Source organism: Pseudonocardia sp., from assembly GCF_035305885.1.
GTDB lineage: Bacteria > Actinomycetota > Actinomycetes > Mycobacteriales > Pseudonocardiaceae > Pseudonocardia.
In genome coordinates, this window is record NZ_DATGOP010000091.1 from 104,650 (window position 1) to 122,993 (window position 18,344).

The 18,344-nt window shown below is 74.6% G+C and carries 25 protein-coding genes; 10 read left to right on the plus strand and 15 right to left on the minus strand.

The annotated features are described in order from the left end of the window. Window positions 1–6 precede the first annotated feature (6 nt). Window positions 7–651, plus strand: coding sequence for a TetR/AcrR family transcriptional regulator (locus VKZ81_RS19750; RefSeq protein ID WP_324243084.1), 645 nt, complete (start codon window positions 7–9; stop codon window positions 649–651). Between the two features lie 10 nt (window positions 652–661). Here the strand turns inward: VKZ81_RS19750 and VKZ81_RS19755 are convergent, their stop codons facing one another. From VKZ81_RS19755 to VKZ81_RS19780, 6 genes are all read right to left on the minus strand, one after another. Continuing rightward, complete coding sequence (locus tag VKZ81_RS19755; protein ID WP_324243085.1) at window positions 662–1,012, minus strand: DUF202 domain-containing protein; 351 nt, start codon at window positions 1,010–1,012, stop codon at window positions 662–664. Further along, window positions 1,009–1,383, minus strand: a complete 375-nt coding sequence (locus VKZ81_RS19760; protein WP_324243086.1) for a YidH family protein — start codon at window positions 1,381–1,383, stop codon at window positions 1,009–1,011. The genes VKZ81_RS19755 and VKZ81_RS19760 overlap by 4 nt, the downstream gene beginning before the upstream one ends. Before the next feature lie 115 nt (window positions 1,384–1,498). Continuing rightward, window positions 1,499–1,627, minus strand: coding sequence for a hypothetical protein (locus VKZ81_RS19765; RefSeq protein WP_324243087.1), 129 nt, complete (start codon window positions 1,625–1,627; stop codon window positions 1,499–1,501). Continuing rightward, complete coding sequence (locus VKZ81_RS19770) at window positions 1,624–2,445, minus strand: class I SAM-dependent methyltransferase (RefSeq protein ID WP_324243088.1); 822 nt, start codon at window positions 2,443–2,445, stop codon at window positions 1,624–1,626. The genes VKZ81_RS19765 and VKZ81_RS19770 overlap by 4 nt, the downstream gene beginning before the upstream one ends. Window positions 2,446–2,533: 88 nt before the next feature. Continuing rightward, window positions 2,534–5,410: an AfsR/SARP family transcriptional regulator gene (locus VKZ81_RS19775; RefSeq protein ID WP_324243089.1), complete on the minus strand. Its 2,877-nt coding sequence runs from the start codon at window positions 5,408–5,410 to the stop codon at window positions 2,534–2,536. 54 nt (window positions 5,411–5,464) lie between these two features. Further along, window positions 5,465–5,722 carry a hypothetical protein gene (locus VKZ81_RS19780; RefSeq protein WP_324243090.1) on the minus strand — a complete coding sequence of 86 codons (258 nt, stop codon included), beginning with the start codon at window positions 5,720–5,722 and terminating at the stop codon, window positions 5,465–5,467. 448 nt (window positions 5,723–6,170) lie between these two features. Between VKZ81_RS19780 and VKZ81_RS19785 the strand changes: the two genes are divergently transcribed. Both VKZ81_RS19785 and VKZ81_RS19790 read left to right on the plus strand, forming a co-directional pair. Further along, complete coding sequence (locus VKZ81_RS19785) at window positions 6,171–6,566, plus strand: helix-turn-helix domain-containing protein (protein ID WP_324243091.1); 396 nt, start codon at window positions 6,171–6,173, stop codon at window positions 6,564–6,566. Continuing rightward, window positions 6,563–7,009: a protein-tyrosine phosphatase family protein gene (locus VKZ81_RS19790; RefSeq protein ID WP_324243092.1), complete on the plus strand. Its 447-nt coding sequence runs from the start codon at window positions 6,563–6,565 to the stop codon at window positions 7,007–7,009. Before VKZ81_RS19785 ends, VKZ81_RS19790 begins: the two co-directional genes overlap by 4 nt. Here the strand turns inward: VKZ81_RS19790 and VKZ81_RS19795 are convergent, their stop codons facing one another. Next, window positions 7,010–7,846 carry a helix-turn-helix domain-containing protein gene (locus tag VKZ81_RS19795; protein ID WP_324243093.1) on the minus strand — a complete coding sequence of 279 codons (837 nt, stop codon included), beginning with the start codon at window positions 7,844–7,846 and terminating at the stop codon, window positions 7,010–7,012. A 67-nt stretch (window positions 7,847–7,913) separates the two neighbouring features. Between VKZ81_RS19795 and VKZ81_RS19800 the strand changes: the two genes are divergently transcribed. The 4 genes from VKZ81_RS19800 (at window position 7,914) to VKZ81_RS19815 (ending at window position 10,476) form a co-directional block, all read left to right on the plus strand. Further along, a complete protein-coding gene (locus VKZ81_RS19800; RefSeq protein WP_324243094.1) occupies window positions 7,914–8,123 on the plus strand; it encodes a hypothetical protein in 210 nt (69 codons plus the stop codon). A 2-nt stretch (window positions 8,124–8,125) separates the two neighbouring features. Next, window positions 8,126–9,091 (plus strand): aldo/keto reductase, encoded by a 966-nt coding sequence (locus tag VKZ81_RS19805; RefSeq protein WP_324243095.1) that lies wholly within the window; start codon window positions 8,126–8,128, stop codon window positions 9,089–9,091. A gap of 26 nt (window positions 9,092–9,117) precedes the next feature. Continuing rightward, window positions 9,118–9,408: a DUF1905 domain-containing protein gene (locus tag VKZ81_RS19810; protein ID WP_324243096.1), complete on the plus strand. Its 291-nt coding sequence runs from the start codon at window positions 9,118–9,120 to the stop codon at window positions 9,406–9,408. Between the two features lie 765 nt (window positions 9,409–10,173). After that, entirely contained in the window at window positions 10,174–10,476 is a 303-nt protein-coding gene (locus VKZ81_RS19815) for a hypothetical protein (RefSeq protein ID WP_324243097.1), read from the plus strand. 3 nt (window positions 10,477–10,479) lie between these two features. On the opposite strand, the gene VKZ81_RS19820 is transcribed toward VKZ81_RS19815, so the two are convergent. After that, window positions 10,480–10,869, minus strand: coding sequence for a DUF4189 domain-containing protein (locus VKZ81_RS19820; protein ID WP_324243098.1), 390 nt, complete (start codon window positions 10,867–10,869; stop codon window positions 10,480–10,482). Between the two features lie 68 nt (window positions 10,870–10,937). Continuing rightward, the gene (locus tag VKZ81_RS19825; RefSeq protein ID WP_324243099.1) at window positions 10,938–11,501 is read right to left on the minus strand and encodes a dihydrofolate reductase family protein; all 564 of its coding nucleotides are present in this window, start codon (window positions 11,499–11,501) and stop codon (window positions 10,938–10,940) included. 221 nt (window positions 11,502–11,722) lie between these two features. Between VKZ81_RS19825 and VKZ81_RS19830 the strand changes: the two genes are divergently transcribed. Next, window positions 11,723–12,307, plus strand: coding sequence for a TetR/AcrR family transcriptional regulator (locus VKZ81_RS19830; protein WP_324243100.1), 585 nt, complete (start codon window positions 11,723–11,725; stop codon window positions 12,305–12,307). Window positions 12,308–12,316: 9 nt separating this feature from the next. Here VKZ81_RS19830 and VKZ81_RS19835 read toward each other — a convergent pair whose 3' ends face one another. Together VKZ81_RS19835 and VKZ81_RS19840 are read right to left on the minus strand one after the other, a co-directional pair. After that, a complete protein-coding gene (locus VKZ81_RS19835; RefSeq protein ID WP_324243113.1) occupies window positions 12,317–12,859 on the minus strand; it encodes a TetR/AcrR family transcriptional regulator in 543 nt (180 codons plus the stop codon). Then, entirely contained in the window at window positions 12,856–13,179 is a 324-nt protein-coding gene (locus tag VKZ81_RS19840) for a DMT family transporter (protein ID WP_324243101.1), read from the minus strand. Before VKZ81_RS19840 ends, VKZ81_RS19835 begins: the two co-directional genes overlap by 4 nt. 154 nt (window positions 13,180–13,333) lie before the next feature. Between VKZ81_RS19840 and VKZ81_RS19845 the strand changes: the two genes are divergently transcribed. Further along, window positions 13,334–14,617 (plus strand): adenosylmethionine--8-amino-7-oxononanoate transaminase, encoded by a 1,284-nt coding sequence (locus tag VKZ81_RS19845; RefSeq protein ID WP_324243102.1) that lies wholly within the window; start codon window positions 13,334–13,336, stop codon window positions 14,615–14,617. Window positions 14,618–14,964: 347 nt separating this feature from the next. Here the strand turns inward: VKZ81_RS19845 and VKZ81_RS19850 are convergent, their stop codons facing one another. Genes VKZ81_RS19850 through VKZ81_RS19865 form a run of 4 tightly spaced genes read right to left on the minus strand, consistent with a single transcriptional unit; the run spans window position 14,965 to window position 17,955 of the window. Continuing rightward, a complete protein-coding gene (locus tag VKZ81_RS19850; protein WP_324243103.1) occupies window positions 14,965–15,663 on the minus strand; it encodes an RraA family protein in 699 nt (232 codons plus the stop codon). Further along, window positions 15,660–16,814, minus strand: coding sequence for a mandelate racemase/muconate lactonizing enzyme family protein (locus tag VKZ81_RS19855; RefSeq protein WP_324243104.1), 1,155 nt, complete (start codon window positions 16,812–16,814; stop codon window positions 15,660–15,662). Before VKZ81_RS19855 ends, VKZ81_RS19850 begins: the two co-directional genes overlap by 4 nt. Before the next feature lie 48 nt (window positions 16,815–16,862). Then, complete coding sequence (locus tag VKZ81_RS19860; protein ID WP_324243105.1) at window positions 16,863–17,624, minus strand: SDR family NAD(P)-dependent oxidoreductase; 762 nt, start codon at window positions 17,622–17,624, stop codon at window positions 16,863–16,865. Window positions 17,625–17,652: 28 nt separating this feature from the next. Continuing rightward, complete coding sequence (locus VKZ81_RS19865; RefSeq protein WP_324243106.1) at window positions 17,653–17,955, minus strand: ABC transporter permease family protein; 303 nt, start codon at window positions 17,953–17,955, stop codon at window positions 17,653–17,655. A gap of 146 nt (window positions 17,956–18,101) precedes the next feature. On the opposite strand from VKZ81_RS19865, the gene VKZ81_RS19870 reads away from it, so the two are divergent. After that, window positions 18,102–18,344: GntR family transcriptional regulator (locus tag VKZ81_RS19870; RefSeq protein ID WP_324243107.1), on the plus strand; the 243-nt coding region annotated here is incomplete at its 3' end.

Genomic DNA, 18,344 nt, shown 5'->3' on the forward strand with positions numbered 1-18,344 from the left:
CCTGGCATGGCCGGAACACCGCAGGGCGCCCGCAAGCGGGGGAGGTACAACGAGGCTGCCCGCAACGACCGGGCCGTGCTCGAGGCCGCGCGCGAGGTCTTCCTGACCGAGGGCTTCGACGCCCCGGTCTCCGCCATCGCCGAGCGCGCCGGGTGCGGGGTGGGGAGCCTCTACCGCCGGTACCCGACGAAGGAGGCGCTGCTCCAGCGGTTGTGCGTGCTCGCGATGGAGCAGGCCGTCGAGGCCGCGGAGGCCGGGCTGCGCTGCCCCGACCCGTGGACGGGGCTGCGGCAGTACATCGTCGACTGCGTCGCCTTCGGCTCGGGGGCGCTCGCGCCGCTCGCCGGGAGGATCGCGACGACGCCGGAGATGTGGGAGACGAGCGAGCGGGGCAACCGGGTCATCGCCGCGCTCGTCGAACGCGCCCGGGCCGGCGGGGCGCTGCGCGACGGCGTCACGCAGCTCGACATCGCCCTGCTGATCGAGCAGTTCAGCCGGCGGGGGAGCGGCGCCCTGCCCGCCGACGACGACAACAACCGCAGCCGCCTGCTGGCCATCGCGCTGGACGGCCTGCGGGCCCACAACACCGATCCGCTGCCGGGCCACCCGCCGGACCCGGACGCGTACGCCGCCCGCTGGCGGCGCGGATGACGCCGCCGTCCTAAGCCAGGCGCGCCAGCACGATCACCGCGAGCGCGGCGATGCCGGTCAGCGTGCAGGCGATGCAGACCGCCGCGATCAGCCGCCCGCCGGGTCCCGAGGTCAGGGTGCCGTCCTCGAGCAGGCACGCCTGCGTCCGGCGGACCCGCCGCGACGACCCCACGACGAGCAGCCCGGCGAGGGCGAGCCCGAGCACCCCGAGCACCACGGCGCCCGCGCCGAGTTCAGGGGCGAGCAGGCGGGTGCTCGCGATCGCCCCGACGGCCACGGCGAGCCCGGTGCGCCGCCACGCGAGCGCGGTGCGCTCCGGTTGCAGCCCCGGGTCGAAGATCCGGCCGCCGTCGACCGTCATCGCAGCAGCAGCGCGGCCACCAGCAGCAGGCCCGCGATCGTCGTGCCCGCGGTCAGGGCGACCATCAGCGACGGCGCGCTGAGCGGCCTGCCGGTGCGCATCGCGCGCTCGTCGCGGCTCCACGCGAACCACGCCTGCACCGGGGTGAGCAGGCCGAGGACGATCAGCAGCACGGACGCGGCGAGCCGCAGCTGGGGCTGCATCGGCGGGGCGACGGCCTCGAGCGCGACGCCGCAGGCCAGCAGCGCGAGCGCGGTGCGGATCCAGGCGAGGAAGGTGCGCTCGTTGGCGAGCGTGAACCGCGGGTCGGGCTCGCTCCCCTCGCCGAACACCCAGCGCGGGAAGCGGCGCGACGCCACGGGACTGCTCATCACGGCCAGTGTGCCGCACAATGTCCGGTCAAATCGAAGGATCTCCCAGCGCCTGAGACGGATCACACGAGCGCGGACGCAGCAGCATCCCCGCCGGCACCACCCGGGCCGCCGATCACCCGCCGGGCGACCGGCGGCGGCGGGACGACGCGAACCGGCCGGACTGCGCGCCGACCACGACCGCCCAGCCGGCCGAGCCGTCGATCGCGGAGGCGGCCTCCACCGCGTCGACGGCCGCCGTCACGCCTTCCGGGCGGTGACGAGCAGGTACTCGGCGTCCCACCCGGTGTCCATGCCCCACTCGGTGAGGAAACGGAGGAAGTCGCGGTCGAGGTCGGCGATCCGGTCCGGGCGGTCGGCGTTGAACTTGTACACCGCGATCGTCGGCCCGTAGTTGCGCTTCCAGTACTCGCGGAACTCGACGGGGTCGGTGGTGTGGTTCATCCGGACGGTCCGCCGGTGCGTCTCGAGCGCCACGACCCGGTTGCCGAACAGCGCGCGGACGTGCTCCTCGTCGCCCCACTTCGGCGGCGGCGTCGCGCCGGGCGGCGGTGGCGGGGCGTACGGCCCCATCGTCGCGAAGAGGTTGCCGACGAACCCCCGCGGCGTCCAGTTGATCAGGCCGATGGTGCCGCCGGGGCGGGTCACGCGGACCAGCTCGTCGGCCACCACCTGGTGGTGCGGCGCGAACATCGCGCCGACGCAGGAGAGCACCACGTCGAACGCGTCGTCGGCGAACGGGAGGGCCTCGGCGTCCGCCTCCGCCCACGTCACGTCGACGCCGCGCTCGGCGGCGATCCTCCGGCCCGCGGCGAACAGCTCCGGCGTCAGGTCCGACGCGGTGACCTCCGCGCCGCGTTCGGCGGCCGGGATCGCCGCGTTGCCGGAGCCGGCGCCGACGTCGAGCACCCGCTGGCCCGCTCGCACCCCGGTGGCCTCCACCAGCACGGGGCCCAGCTCGGGGATGAGCTCGGCCGCCACGGCCGGGTAGTCGCCCGCCGCCCACAGCGCCCGGTGCCGGGCCTTCAGCTCGCGGTCGGCGTCCTGTGCGGTCCTGGTCATCTCGACCTCACAACCTCGGGTTCCATGACGCCGGCAAGCGTGCGCGCCCGGGCCTCGGCGTTGTTTCGGCCGCGGTGAAACCCGCTGGTCAGGCCGCCCGTGCGAGAGCGGAGCGGGCGTGGCCGACGACCGCGGACCGGCCGAGCCGCAGCCCGGCCGCCTCCGCGGCCGCGTACCGCTCGGCGCCGAGGTCGCGGGCGAGCCGAGCGAGGTGGGCCGCGTCGAGCGGGGACGGTCTGCCCGCGGCGACGAGAGCGGCGTGCAGCGCGACAGCGTCCGCCACGGCCCCCACGCGGATCAGCAGGCGCACCACGTACCGCAGGGCGATCCACTGCTGGCTCCAGTCGCCGACCCGTTCCCAGTGGTCGAGGACCCCGATGCAGTCCCGGCAGGCCCGCCGCGCGGAGCTGTGCACGGCGCGGGTCGCGGCGCTCTCCATGAGGGCGATGCCGTGCCACCAGAAGTTGCGCACCGAGGCGGCGAGCCGACCCGCCTCGTCGAACAGGGCGAGCGCGCGGTCGGGGGCGGACTTCTTCAGCACGAGGCCGAGCGCGTAGCGGGCCATCGACCCCGCCGTCGGGTTGGCCGTTCGCCCGGCCACCCGCACCGCCTCCTCCGCGGCGGGCAGCCCGGCCTCCGGCGTGCGCAGCACGGCGTGGCACACCGCGACGTAGTAGAGGGTCCAGACCAGCCGGATCGGGTCGTCGTCGCGGCGGGCCCGCGCCACCTCGGCGCGGTAGTGGCGCAGGGCCGACGCGGCGTCGCCCTCGTAGAGCGCGACGTCGGCGAGGACGTCGGCGGGGTAGGCCACCCGGCCCGTGCCGCGGAGGGGAACCCGCCCCCGCGCCCGGGCGGCGAGCGCACGGGCCCGGGCGAAGTCGCCGCGGTTCCACGCCCCGCGCGCGGAGGCGCCGACCGCCGCCGGGAACAGCGGGTGGTCGGGGTCGGCGAGGTCGAGCGCCCGCTCGGCCCAGCTCGCGGACTCGTAGCCCACCCGCAGGTGGGCGAGCTCGGGGAGCGCGGTGACCAGGCGTAGCGCGAGGTCGGCGTCCCGGTCGGCGACGGCGCGCTCGAACGCCGCGCGCAGGTTGTCGAAGTCGGGCAGCACCCGCTCGACCCAGATCCGCTCGTGGGGGCCCTGCACCTCCCGGGCGCCGTGTGCGGCGAGCGCGGTGAAGTGGGCGGCGTGCCGCTGGGCGAACCGGTCGGTGAGGCCCGCGCGGTCGAGGCGCTCGCGCCCGTACCCGCGCAGCGTCTCCAGCACGAGGTAGCGGGAGCGCTGCGGCCCGTCCCGCGCGATGACCATGGACTTGTCGACGAGCCCTACGAGCAGGTCGAGGGTGTCGTCCTCGGTGTGGTACGGCTCGGCGCAGGCGCCGTGCGCTGCGGCTAGGTCGAACCCGCCCGCGAACAGCGACAGCCGGGTGAACAGCGCCCGTTCCGGCTCGGACAGCAGGCGGTAGGACCAGTCGATCGCGGCGACGAGGCTGTGGTGCCGCGGGTCCGCGCCGCGGGCGGTGTGGCGCAGCCGCGAGGCGTCGAGCCGGTGGGCGAGCTCGACCGCCGACATCGCCCGGATGCGGGCGGCCGCGAGCTCGATGGCGAGCGGCAGCCCGTCGAGGCGGCGGCAGATCTCGCCGACGGCGTCCGCGGCCTCGGCGTCGAGCGTGAACCCCGGCCGGTGCGCGCTCGCGCGGTCGGCGAAGAGCGCGGCCGCCTCGGGGGCGGGCAGGGGGCGGACCGGGTGGACGCGTTCGCCGTCGACGCCGAGCGGCTGCCGGCTGGTGGCGAGCACCACCACTGCCGGGCACCGGCGCACGATCCGGTCGACGACGCGCGCCGCGGCGTCGAGGACGTGCTCGCAGTTGTCCACCACGAGCAGCAGGGCACGCCCCTCGAGGTAGTCGGCGACGGTGTGCTCGATGTCGAGCCCCTGCTGCTGGTGCACGCCGAGCGCGGCGGCCACCGCGTGGCCCACCGCGGCGCCGTCGGACAGCGGCGCCAGCTCGCACATCCACACCCCGTCGGGGAACCGCGCGGCGACCCGGCGGGCCGTCTCGACGGCGAGCCTGGTCTTCCCGACGCCCCCGACGCCGGTGAGGGTGATCAACGGGGCGTCCCGCACGGCGTCGCCGAGCACGCGGACGTCCTCGTCGCGGCCGAGGAAACGGGTGGGGCGCCGCTCGAGGTTGCCGCGCGGCCGCCCGGCGCCGCGGCCGGGAGCGGGCGCACCGGGGTCGGCGTCGAGGATCCGCTGGTGCACCGCGCGCAGCTGCGGGCCCGGCTCGGTGCCCACCTCCTCGACGAGGCGGTGGCGGATCCGCCGGTAGGTGGCGAGGGCCTCGGGCTGCCTGCCGCAGCGGTACTGGGCGAGCATGAGCTGCCCGGCGAGCCGCTCGTCCAGCGGGTGCGCCGCGGCCGCCCCGGCGATCGGGCCGAGCAGCTCGGCGTGGCGGCCACCCGCCAGCGCCGCGTCGTTGCGGTCGAGCTCGGCGGCGAACCGCTCCGCCTCCAGCGCGGAGCGCAGGTCGGCGAACCACGGCACGTCGACGGTCGGGAACGGCTCGCCCCGCCACAGGGCGAGGGCCTGGTCGAGGAGGGCCGCCGCGTCGGCGGGCCGGGCGGCGGCCCGGGCGCGGGAGACCAGGTGGCGGAACAGGTGCAGGTCGACGGTCAGCGGGTCGGCCGCGAGCAGGTAGCCGGCCGGCCCCCGGGTGATCCGGACCCCGTCGGCCTCGGTGAGCAGGCCGCGCAGCCGCGATACGTAGGCCGACAGGGCGTTGCGGGCCCGGTGCGGCGGCCGGTCCGCCCACACCCGGTCGATGAGCTGGTCGGCCGCGACGGGGCGGCCCGCGTCGACCAGGAGGGCGGCGAGCACCGCCCGCTGGCGGGCGTGGCCCGTGTCGAGCGGGCGCTCGTCGAGGTACGCCTCGACCGCGCCGAGCAGCTGGAACCGCACCGTCATCGCGCCACCGCCTGCGCCCAGTCTGGTCGCGGGCGGTGGCGGCCCCAAGGGCCGTCAGGCGGCAGGGCGTTCCTGCTCGCGGTCCAGGGCGGCCCGGCCCGCACCGGTGAGCGTGGCCGTGGTCGGTGACCCCCCGGAGCGGGCCAGCAGCCCGGCCGCGAGGAGGGCGTGGGCGCGGGCCTGGTCGCAGAACCAGCGGCCGTCCACGCGCAGGTCCGGCACGCGGGTGGGGGTGAAGTCGCAGCGTCCGGCGGCCACCGCGCGCAGCAGCGCCCGGTCGCGTGCGGTCAGCGTCGGCGTCGTGGTGGGCATGGCTCGACCTCCCTCATGGATGACGTCCGTGGTGCGCCGGTGGTTGGCCCGCCCGCGGAAGAAGGTGCACTCGGCCGCTGTCAGGAGCGGCAGGCGGGCGTTGATCAGCGCGGCGGCTGCCCAGCGCGGTGAGCGCGCCCGCACCCGCGGCGAACATCGTCATCGGCGCGAGCTGGGCGGCGCCTGCGAACACGGTGGCCGCGGCATCGGCGAGGAGGGCACGCCGAGCTGCGTGCCGGTCGCGCCGATGACGAGCCCGAACGGCGCGATGTTCAGGGCGACCGGGACCGTGTCGCGCGCGGCCCCGGTGCCGGTGGGTGCGTCGGTCGTCCGCCGCGGCTCGGTGCCGCGGCATCGGTGGATCGTCCGCACCCGCGCAATTCGGTGGTCAGCCGCCTGTCGCTACCTATCTTTCCCTATCGGTCCATCAATAGAGAAAGATAGGTACATGGGTGAGTGGTACTCCCTCGAGGAGGTGGCCGACCGGCTCGGCCTGCACGTGCGCACCGTGCGCAACTACGTGCGCGAGGGGAGGCTCGGCGCGGTGCGCATCGGCAAGCAGTACCGCGTTTCGCCCGCCGACCTGGAGGCGCTCACGGGCGGCCCGGCCCGCCCGCGCCGGGTGGTGGTCACGAGCGTCGTCGACGTCGACGGCATCGGCGCGGCCGACGCGCAGCGGCTCTCCGACTTCCTCGCCGGCCTGCCGAGACCGGACGGAGCGCCCCACGTGGACGTCGTGCACGAGCCGGACCACGACCGGCTCAAGGTGATCGTCGTCGGCTCGGCCGAGGCGAGCGTCGAGTTGGTGCGCCTGCTCGCGGCGAGGGCGCAGGAGGCGGCGTGACGCTCACCGGCGCCATCGCGCTGCCCGACGGCACGCTCGTCCGCGGTCGCGGCCGTCGGGAGCCGTTCCCGCCCGGACCGCTGCCCGAGTTCGGCCTCTACCTCGGCCGGCCCGGCCGGACGGGGCTGCTGCGCCGCGAGCGCCGGCGGCCCAGCTGGCCCGCGGCGTGGATCGACTGGCCCGACTTCCGCACCCCGCGCGACGACCGCGCGGCCGCGGCGCGCATCGTCGAGGCCTACGAGCGGGCGCGCGCGGGGGAGCGGGTCGAAGTCGCCTGCCACGGGGGCACGGGCCGCACCGGCACCGTCATCGCCTGCATGGCCGTGCTCGCCGGACACCCCGCCGCCGACGCCGTGACCTGGGCCCGGAGCCACTACCGGCCCCGCGCGGTGGAGAGCCGCGGCCAGCGGCGGTGGGTCACCTGGTTCGCCGAGCACCGCTGATCACGCCGGCGCCTCGGCGGGCTCCCCGAGCCGGTCGAGGGCCTCGGCGGTCTCGGCGTCGCCGGGCAGGTAGGTCACCAGGCGCCGCTCCTCCGGGCCGGGCAGGAGGAGGCCCTCGAAGGCCAGGCGCAGCCGGCCCACCGCGGGGTGCGACCACTCCTCGACCCCCGTCCACGGCGGGACCGACCCACCGGAGGCGTACCTGCGGCTGAACCCGGTGCCCACGGTGATCGACAGCTCGTCGGCGAGCGCCGCGGCCGTGCGGTCGCCGAGGTCCGCGGCCGCGCGCAGCGCGGCGGCGCGTTCGTCGGCCACGCGCTCCCACGCGGGGAAGGCCGCGCGGGCCCTGGGGTCGGCGAAGACGAAGCGCACCAGGTTGGGTGCGTCGGCGTCGAACAACCCGCTCGGCGCCGCGAGCCTGCGGAAGCCGGCGGTGCTGGCGAGCACGTCGCCGTGCGGGGCGAGGACCAGCGCGGGCGTGGGCTCGAGGCGGTCGAGCAGCGCCAGCACGGTCGGCCGCACCGCCCGCGACGGCGGCCGCGCCTGCGCGCACACCTCGCCGGAGGCCACCTTGACCATCCGGTGGACGTGCACCCGCTCCTCCGGTGAGAGGCCGAGCGCGTCGGCCAGCGCCCCGATGACCTGGGCCGACGGGTGGCGGTCGCGGCCGCGTTCCAGCCGCGTCAGGTACTCCACGCTGATGCCCGCGAGCGACGCCAGCTCCTCGCGGCGCAGGCCCGGCGTGCGGCGGCGGCGCCCGGCGGGCAGACCCACGTCGGTCGGCCGGGTCGCCTCGCGACGAGCGCGTAGGAACGCCCCGAGCGCGTTGTCGGTCACCCGAGCAAGCGTAAGGGGGCCCCACCACGGTCTCCCTCGCGTTCGTCCGCCGGCACAGGCTCTCGGCATGAGCACGTTCACCGCAGCGGAGATCGACCACCTGCGCGGCCGGCAACTCGCCCGGATCGCCACAGCGGGCCCGGACGGGCGGCGGGTCGGGGCGTCCTTCGACTTCGATCCGGCGTGGATCCTGGTTCGGCCCTCCCGCATCGCCTCGTGGGGGATCGACGGCTCCTCCTACGAGGTGGTGGGCCGCTCCGCCGAGGCGGTGGGCTGAACGTGCGGTACCGCCTGTTCGGGCAGACCGGCCTGCGGGTCTCGGAGCTGTTCCTCGGCACGATGGTCCTCACCGACCCCGGCGAGACCCGCCGCATCATCGACGCCTACGCCGACGCCGGCGGCAACGTCCTCGACACCGCGTCGGCCTACGGCGACGGCGAGGAGCTGCTCGGCTCCGTCCTCGAGCGGCGCGACCGGTTCGTCCTGGCCACGAAGTACACGTTGTCGCGCGACGCGAGCGACCCCAACGGCGCGGGCAACCACCGCAAGAACCTCGTGCTCTCGCTGGAGCGGAGCCTGCGGCGGCTGCGCACCGACTACGTCGACGTCTACTGGGTGCACATCTACGACCGGCACACCCCGCTCGAGGAGACCATGCGGGCCCTCGACGACGCCGTGCGCGCCGGCAAGGTCCTCTACGTCGGCATCTCCGACGCCCCGGCGTGGGTGGTGGCCCGCGCGAACACCCTCGCCGAGTGGCGCGGCTGGACCCCGTTCGCCGGCCTGCAGGTGCCCTACAGCCTGCTGCGGCGCGACGTCGAGCGGGAGCTGCTGCCGATGGCGGAGGCGCTCGGGATGAGCGTGGCCGCCTGGGGCCCGCTCGCGGCGGGCCGGCTGGCGGGCGGCTCCCGCCGGACCGATCCGGCGACCGCCACCCCGCGCGAGCGGGCCGCTGCCGATGCCGTGCGGGCGGTCGCCGACGAGCTCGGCGCGACGCCGGCCCAGGTGGCGATCGCCTGGACGCGGCACAGGTCGAGGGCCGTGCACCCGCTCGTCGGCGTCAGCTCGGTGGCGCAGCTCGTCGAGAACCTGGGCGCGCTCGACCTCGTCCTGCCCGACGAGGCCGTGGCGCGGCTCGAGGCGGCGGTGGGGTTCGAGCGCGGCTTCCCCGCCGACTTCATCGCCGAGTGCGAGCCGTCGCCGTTCGTGTTCGGCGACCACGCGACGGCGGTCGTGGGAAGGTAGGGGACGGTCGCTGCGAAGGAGGAGCGATGAGCGGGAGCCAGCCCCTCGACCACGAGTTCCGCGCCGTCCTGCAGAAGAGCCCGAACCCGGGCGGCTGGACCTACGTCGTGATGCCCGGGTCGGCCGAGTTCTTCGGCACCCGCGGCCTGGTCGAGGTCCGCGGAACGGTGGACGGCCACCCCTTCCGCAGCTCGTTCATGGCGCTGGGGGACGGCACGCACAAGCTCCCGGTCAGGGGCGCGACCCAGAAGGCGATCGGCAAGGGGCCCGGCGACGAGGTCACCGTGCACCTGGCGGAGCGGATCAGCGGTCGCTGACGCACCGGGGGCTCACAACCCCGCGGCCACGCTCGGTCGGGTGATCCGTCCGAAGTGTCGGAACCGCATGTTCACCGTGGACCGCCACGGTGTGCACATCGAGCAGTGCGAGGGCTGCCGCGGGATCTTCCTCGACCGGGGCGAGCTCGAGCAGATCGCCACGGCGGAGCGGAGCCTCGACGGCGGGCACGGGGCGCGCCCGGCTACTGCGCCGACTCGCCCCCGCCCTACCGGGGTCCGGCCGCTACGGCGACTCGCCCCCTCCCTACGGACACCAGCGCGGCCGCTACCGCGACCCCCGCCGCCCCACGGGGGGCCACGAGCGCCGCCGGAGCTTCCTCGACGAGCTGTTCGGATGAGCGGCCACGCGCGCCGAGGACGCCGAGCGGGGCGTGCCGATCCACCAGAGCCCCGTCGACCTGCAGATCTGCCTGGGCTGCTGCGCGCGGTTCACCGACCCGGTCGTCGAACCCCCGGTCGGCGGAACCGATGCGCCCGTCCCGGTCTGCGCCGAGTGCGGGCACCGCCGGCCGTACCGCCGGTTGCCGCTGTTCGCGCTGACCGGCCCGAGCGGGGCGGGCACGTCGACGGTGGCGCGGCTCCTGCCGGGTGGGCTGGCCGACGTGGCGGTCGTCGTCGAGCAGGACGTGCTGTGGACCGCGGGCCTGCAGAACCCGGCCGACGACTTCGCGGCGTTCCGCCGGGCCTGGCTGCGGGTGGCCGCGTTATCCACCAGCGGGCGGCCGGTCGTGCTGGTCGGGGTCGGTGGGGCCGGAGCAGTTCGAGCGGCGGCCGGAGCGCGCCGTCGTGGGCGAGATCCCCCACCTGGCGCTGGTGGCCGACCCCGACGTGCTCCGCTCCCGGCTGCGGGCCCGCCCGGCCCGGCGGGGCTGGGACGAGCCGCGCATCGCCGAGGCGGTCCGGTTCGACGACTGGCTGCGCCGCACCGCGCCCACCCTCGACCCGCCCGTCGAGCTGCTCGACACCACCCGGCGCGCGCTCGACGAGACCGCGCGCCGGGTCGTCGAGCGGGTGCGGCGCGGGCGCGCGCGCATCCCCGAGCGGTAGCGATCAGCGGTGGGCGCCGCTGCACACCCAGGCGAGCACCCGCGCGCCCTCGCCCGGGGCGCCGCGGACCGCCGCGCGCTTCGCCTCCTCGAGCGACGCGGCGTACGCCCAGCCCCACGCCAGGTTCTCGGCCTGGGCGACGGCCGCGCAGCCGTTCGTCACCCGCACGACCTCCTGGCAGTCGCGCGCACCGCACTCCTCCACCGCGGCGCTGGAGGCGGCCGAGGCGGAGGGGTACTCGTAGGCGTAGCCGATGTTGCCGGTCTGCACCGAGATCGCGATGGCGGCCCACGTTCCGGGTGCGGCGTGCGCGGGCGCGGCACCGATGACCATGGCGCCCGTCGCGACGGCCACGGTGGCGGCGCGGGTGGTCGTGGAACGGATGCGGCTCATGGTCGGCCCTTCGGTCGGCTCGCTCCTCTCGGAGGGGACGACCGGCCGCGGCTGCGATCGGTTGGGGGCTACCGGTCGTAGGTGAGGACCACGGTTCCGCCCTCCAGGGTGCGGGTGTCGGTGAGCCGGAAGGCGGTCGGGTTGAACTCCGCGGTGAACAGCGGGATCCCGGACCCGGCGACCACCGGGTAGACCTTCAGGACGATCGAGTCGATCTCCGCGAGCAGGGATCCGGCGAGCCGCGACCCGCCGATCAGGTAGATGTCCTTGCCGTTCTCGGCTTTCAGCTGCTTGATCCGGTCGACGACGTCGGTGGAGATCACCTCGACGGCCGGGTCGCTGCTGTCGTGCGTGGTGGAGACGACGTACTGCCGCAGGTGCGCGTACGGGCTCGTCACCCCGATGGCGAGGGCGGGCCGGTAGGTGGCGAGCCCCTGCACGCCGACGTCGAAGTGGCGGTTCTCGACGTCGATCCCCAGCTGCTCGCGCACGTGGGTGGGCAGGGTGTCGGGGTACTCGGTCGCGATGTAGTCGATCACGTCCGGCGTGACCGGGAAGAAGTCGTAGGTGCCGTCCGGAGCTGCGATGAAGCCGTCGATGCTCGCACCGACGTAGTAGACGAGCTTTCGCAAGGCTCGGACCTCCTCGTTCGCGGGTCGGGCTATCGGTTGCCCCGCGGGCGCAGGACCGGCCGGGGGCGGGGGAGGGGACGGGGAGCGGCCGGCAGCCGCGGGCGGCGCGGGCGGGGCTGGGGGTACGGGGTGCCTCGCATGAGTACCTCCTCCGTAGTACTGTGGATGAAGTGGTTTGAATGTAGTACTACATATGAAGTGGTGTCAACGAGGAGGCGGGGATGCGGCAGAACCCGGCGCGGCGGGCGGCGCTCCTGGACGCGGCGATCGAGGTGCTGGCCAGGGAGGGAGCGCGGGGGCTGACCTTCCGCGCCGTCGACGCGGAGGCCGGCGTCCCCGTCGGCACCGCGACCAACTACTTCAGCAGCCGCGACGAGCTGCTCGTGCAGGTCGGCCACCGCTACTACGAGCGCCTCGAGCCGGACGCGGACCTGATCGCCGATGCGCTCTCCGGGCCCCGCGACCGCGACCGCGTCACCGAGCTCATGCGGGGCATCGTGGAGCGGGTCACGACGTTCCGCTCCGGCTACCTCGCGCTGCTGGAGCTGCGCCTGGAGAGCACGCGCCGCCCCGAGCTGCGTGAGCTGCTGAGCAAGCGGGTCCGCGCCGATCTCGACTTCAACATCCGCAACCACGAGGAGTCGGGCCTTCCCGGGGACGCGACCACCGTGGTCGTGCTCTACCTCGCCCTGAACTGGCTGATCCTGGAGCGGCTCACGCTCCCCGACGTGTTCCCGGAGGAGGAGATCGACGACCTGGTCACCGAGGTCGTCGAGCGCGTCCTGCCCAGCCGCGCCGCGCGGTGACCCCGCCGCTCAGCGGCCGATGAGCCGCGTGAGCACGGCGCGCACTTCGGCCTCGCCCGGCGGGTCCGGTGCGACGAAGCAGCGCAGGAACAGGCCGTCGACGGCGGCCGCCACGCCCGCGCGGGCGACCGGGTCGGCGACGAGCGGGGCGAGGAAGGCGTCGACGGCCTCGGTCCACCGGCGCGCCTCGGCCTGCAGCTCCGGCCGGCGGGCGGCGAGCAGGAAGAGCTCGTACTCCGCGGCGACGTACGCCCGCCCCGCGCCGGCGCCCTTCGCGATCAGCCGGGCGAGCGCCGCGACCGGGTCCTCCGCGTGGGCGCACGCCTCCAGCTCCTGCAGGTAGGCGTCGTTGCAGTCGGCGAGCGCCGCGACGAGCAGGTCGTCGACGGTGGGGAAGTAGTAGGTCACGGCGCTCGGCGGCACGGCCGCCTCCTGCGCGACCACCCGCTGGCTCACGGCGGCCACCCCGGCCCGCTCGATCACGCGCATCGTGGCGTCGAGGAGCCGCCTGCGGCGCAGCCGGCCCTTGAGCCTGCGTCCGTCGGTGATCAGTGCGCCGCCCCCAGCTCGATGGCGAGCACCCCGGCGATCACCAGTGCGATGCCGCCGACCTGGATCGCCGTCATGCTCTCCCCGAACAACACCGCTCCGGCGATGGCGACGAGCGCCACCCCGACCGCCGCCCACACGCCGTAGGCCACGCCGACCGCCATCCCGCGCGTCAGCGCCTGCGACAGCATCGCGAACGCCACGACGTAGCCGACCACGACGACCACCGACGGGACGAGCCGCGAGAAGCCGTCGGAGGCCTTGAGCGCGAGCGTGGCGACGACCTCCGACACGATCGCGCCGGCGAGGAAGAGCCAGGGCACGGGGACCTCCGATGGCGAAAAACCTGAGCGGTTGCTCCAGATTTTAGTGGAGCGAACGCTCAGGTTTCCGGTGACGCCGGTAACGTCCACCTGCCGGTGCCCCGGTGGCGCGTGCTGGCATCGTCGGGTGCCCACGGACGACGGAGGAGGCCGCGTGCTCACCCCCACCCAGCTGCTCGAGCTCGACCGCAAGCACGTCTGGCACCCCTACGCGCCCATGCCGGGCGTGCGCGCGCCGTACCTGGTGGAGTCGGCGGCGGGGGTGCGGCTGCGGCTCGCCGAGCCGGTGGACGGGGTGCGCGAGCTGGTCGACGGGATGTCCTCGTGGTGGTCGGCCATCCACGGCTACGCCCACCCGGTGCTCGACGAGGCCGTGCGCGACCAGCTCGGCCGGATGAGCCACGTCATGTTCGGCGGGCTCACCCACGAGCCGGCGATCCGCCTGGCCGCGAAGCTGGTGGAGATCACCCCGGAGCCGCTGCAACACGTCTTCCTCGCCGACTCCGGGTCGGTGTCGGTCGAGGTCGCGATCAAGATGTGCCTGCAGTACTGGCGTTCGAGCGGCCGCCCCGAGCGGTGCCGCCTGCTCACCTGGCGCGGCGGGTACCACGGCGACACCTGGCACCCCATGTCCGTCTGCGACCCGGACGGCGGCATGCACCACGTCTGGGCGGGCGTGCTGCCGGAGCAGGTGTTCGCCGACGCGCCGCCCCGGGAGTACGAGCCCGCCTACGTCGACCACCTCGCCGAGGTGTTCGCCCGGCACGCCCACGAGGTGGCGGCCGTCATCGTCGAGCCGGTGGTGCAGAACGCGGGCGGCATGCGGTTCCACTCCCCGCGCTACCTGCAGGTGCTGCGCGAGCTCGCCGACGCCCACGACGTGCTGCTCGTGTTCGACGAGATCGCCACCGGCTTCGGGCGCACCGGCGAGCTGTTCGGCGCCGACCACGCCGGCGTGAGCCCGGACGTCATGTGCGTCGGCAAGGCGCTGACCGGCGGCTACCTGTCGATGGCCGCCACCCTGTGCACCCCGCGGGTGGCCGAGGGGATCTCCCGCGGCGAGCTGTCCGTGCTGGCGCACGGCCCCACGTTCATGGGCAACCCGCTGGCCTCCGCCGCGGCGAACGCCTCGATCGGGCTGCTGCTCGGCGGCGACTGGCGCGGCCGGGTGGCCCGGATCGAGAAGGGGCTGCACGCGGGCCTGGAGCCGGCCAGGGACCTGCCGGGGGTGCGGGACGTGCGCGCGCTCGGGGCCATCGGCGTGGTGCAGCTCGACCACGAGGTCGACGTGGCCGCCGGCACGGCCGCTGCGGTGCGGGAAGGCGTGTGGCTGCGCCCGTTCCGCGACCTCGTCTACACGATGCCGCCGTACGTGATCGACGACGAGGACCTGGCCCGGGTGTGCGCGGCCGCGATAGCCGCGGCGCGCGTCGCCTGACCGGTCGGCAGATCCCGCGGTCCTCCCGGTCGTCGTGCCGCGGGACGAGCCGGTCGACCGGCCGTTCGTCGACGTCGTCGCCGTCGGAGGCTTCCGGCACCCCGCCGAGCTGCCCGCGCTCGTCGCGCATCCAGCGGACCCCGGAGGCGTCGGTGAACCGCCACGAGAACGGCGGGTCCTCGCTCGAGAAGCGCACGGTGAGTCGGTGGACGGGCAGGCCGCCGCTGTCGGCCACCTGCACCGTCCAGTTGTTCCGCCCGGTACACCCGGACCCCGGCGGGGAGCGAACCGGCACTTCCGTCCGAGCACCCCGGACGGAAGTGCCGTTCTCCAGGGGAGCGGACCCGCTACAGCCGGCCGTACTTGTTGTAGACGTCGATCACCGGGACGCCGGCCTGGACCTCCTCCCGGACCTTGTCCTCGATCTCCTTGGCCTCCTCGGACTTCGCGAGCACCTCGTCGAGGGCGTCGGCCGGGATGACGAGCACGCCGTCCTCGTCGCCGAAGATCCAGTCGCCGGGGTTCACCCGCACCTGGCTGGTGGTGGTGCCGGTCATCGAGATCGGGATCTCGATGTCGTGGATCCGCGACCGGCGCAGCGACTCGATCGGCGACGTGTAGCGCGCGAAGACGCCGAGGCCGTCGATCTGGCGGACGAGCCTGCCGTCGCGGATGCCGCCGTCGATGACGACGCCGGTGGCGCCGCGGGCGCGGCTGGCGTTGCTCATGAGCTCGCCCCAGATGCCGCTCTGCCGCTCGCCCGCCGCCCCGACGACGACCACGCAGCCGTCGTACATGTGCGTGAAGACGCCGAAGTCGGCCAGCTTGGTGTTGGGCGGCATCTCGTCCCGCTCCCGGATGTCCGGCCCGGCCATCACGGTGTAGGCGGGGCCGGCCACCTGCATGGAGCGCTCGAGCGGGGCGATGGCGAGGTCGAGGCACTGATGGGGCAGGCCCATCTCGTCCATGATGTCGTAGACCACCGCGGTGTAGAGCGCCTTCAGCCGCTTGGCGGTCTGCGCGACGTCCACCCCGGCCCGGGTCATTCGAAGATCCCGAATCCGGGGACGGCGTGCTTGCGCACCCCGTCCATGTCGAGCTCCACGCCGATGCCGGGGGCGTCGGGCAGGGTGATGTAGCCGTCCTTGACGATCGAGCCGCTGCCGTCGGGCGCGGTGACGTAGCTGTCCCACACCTCGCGCTCCTCGAGCGCGTGCCACTCCTGCACGAGGAAGTTCGGGATCGCGGCGCACTGGTGGGCCGTGGCCATGGTGCCCAGCGGCGTGGAGACCAGGTGCGGCGCGAACGGCACGTAGTGCATCTCGGCGAGGTTGGCGATCTTCTTCGCCTCGGCGAGCCCGCCGCACTTGGGCACGTCGGGCTCGATCACGTCGACCGCGCCCTTCTCGAGCAGCTCCCGGAAGCCCCAGCGCAGGTAGAGGTTCTCGCCCACGCAGATCGGGGTTCGGGTCTGCGCGCGCACCCGCACCAGCGCGTCGACGTTCTCGGCCGGGATCGGCTCCTCCAGCCACATGAGGTTGAACGGCTCCAGCTCCCAGGCGATCTTGCAGGCGCTGGGCACGTCGTAGCGGGCGTGCAGGTCGATGGCCAGGTCGACGTCGGGCCCGATCGCCTCGCGCACCGCCGCCACCCGCTCGACCATCGAGCGCAGCTCGGCGGCGTTCACGGTGTGGTTGTAGGCGTCGTACTTGGCCGGGTGCCTGAGGTTGTCGATGTCGAACTTGATGGCCGTGAAGCCCTCGGCGACCATCCGCTGCGCCCGGTCGACGCAGCCGGACACCGAGCCCGCGGGGTCGTCGCCGTCGCCGCAGTCGGCGTAGAGGCGGATGCGGTCGCGGAACTTGCCACCCAGCATCCGGTGGACCGGCTGGCCCGCCGCCTTCCCCGCGATGTCCCACAGGGCCAGCTCGATGCCGGAGAGCGCGATCACGAACACGCCCGCCTGCGGGCCGGCGAACACGCGCCGGCGCAGCTTCTCCCAGCACCGCTCGACGTTGCGGGGGTCCTCGCCGATCAGGAGGTCCTTGAAGGTGTTGATCAGTCCGACGACGCCCCCCGCCCCCGCGTCCGGGTTCGCCTCGCCGTAGCCGGTGATGCCCTCGTCGGTGTCGATCCGCACCAGCGTGGCCTGGCCGTGGTAGGCGACGACCGCGGTGGTGACGTTGACGATCCTCATGCTTCTCCTTCCGGCCATCCGGCCGAATCGTCGATAAGGACTTGCAGGTCAGGCGATCAGCTGGCCGCCGGACACGTTGATCTCGATCCCGACCGCGTGCCGCGCGCGGTCGGAGGCGAGGAAGACCACCCAGTTGGCCACGTCCTCGGGCTGGCCGATGCGACCGATGGGGGTCCCGGCGAGCAGGCGCTCGCGGGCACCGGGCTCCGACATCCACCCCTGGGTCATCGGCGTCTCGATGTTGCCGGGGGAGACGCAGTTGACGTTGATGTTGTGCGGGGCGGCGAACCGCGCGAGGTCCTTCGTGTAGGCGAGGATCCCGCCGAAGGCGGCGTCGTAGCCGGGGATGTTCGCGACCGTGCCGTGCGCCGTGAAGGAGCACATGTTCACGATCTTCCCGTAGCGCCGTTCCACCATCCCGGGGAGAACGGACTGGCAGCCGAGGAAGACCCCGGTCAGGTGCCCGTCGATCTGGCGGCGCCACTCGTCGTCGTCGGTGTCCAGGTGGCCGCTGACCGGGGCGGGTGCCGGGCCTGCGATGTTGCAGAGGATGTCGACGGGACCGAGGTCCTGCTCCACGGCCCGAACGAGTTCCGACCAACTGCTCCGGCTGGTCACGTCGAGTGCGTAGCCGCGGCACGACCCCGAGCCGTCGCCGAGCTCCTCCATCACCGCGACGACGCCCGCTTCGTTGATGTCGGCGCCCGCCACCCGCGCACCCTCGGCCGCGAGCGTCGTCGCGACCGCTCGGCCGAACCCGGACGCGGCGCCCGTCACGATGGCCACCTTGCCGTCGAGCGAGAGATCCACGAGGTCACAACTCCTTGCCGATGTCGGGTCAGCCGCGGACCGCGCCCGCGACGAGCCCTGTGACGAGGGTGGGCACGACCATCAGCACCCCTGCGGAAGACGTCGGGCCCCGGTCGACGCCGAACCGCGTGACGAACTCGGTGGGGCCGACCGGGTCGTTCGCCGCGGCCTCACCCGAGGGTGGGGTCGGTGCGATGCGCCGGTCGTTCCAGGTGAACGAGAACGCCGGCGCGGCGCCGGCCGCGAGCCCGGGCCCGATCGGCCGCGCGGCGACTCGCACGAGCGTGCGGATCACCCCTGCCCCGTCGATCTCGGCCGCCGAGCCGGACACGCGTGGAGGCCTGTGGAGCCACGGTGCTCACCCCCTCGGACCGTCGGCGCAGGCACGCGGCGGGGACCGCCGGGCCCCGGCCCGACCGGAAGCGGTGTCGGTGTACCGGGGTGTGACGAGCGCTACTTGTCCTATAAGCTGATGACATGCACAGGAGACAAGAGTCACCGGACGCTGTCAAGGTCCGGACTCTTCCGGTGCAGGTGGCCGCCCACCTGACCCGCCGGATCGTCAACGGCGAGATCGACGATGGGCGGGCACCGTCCGAGCTGGACATCTCGCGGGAGTTCGGCGTCTCCCGGGTGGTGGCGCGCGAGACGCTCAAGATCCTCGCCTCGCTCGACATCGTCGACATCGCCCAGGGCCGCCGGGTCACCGTCCGCCCGCAG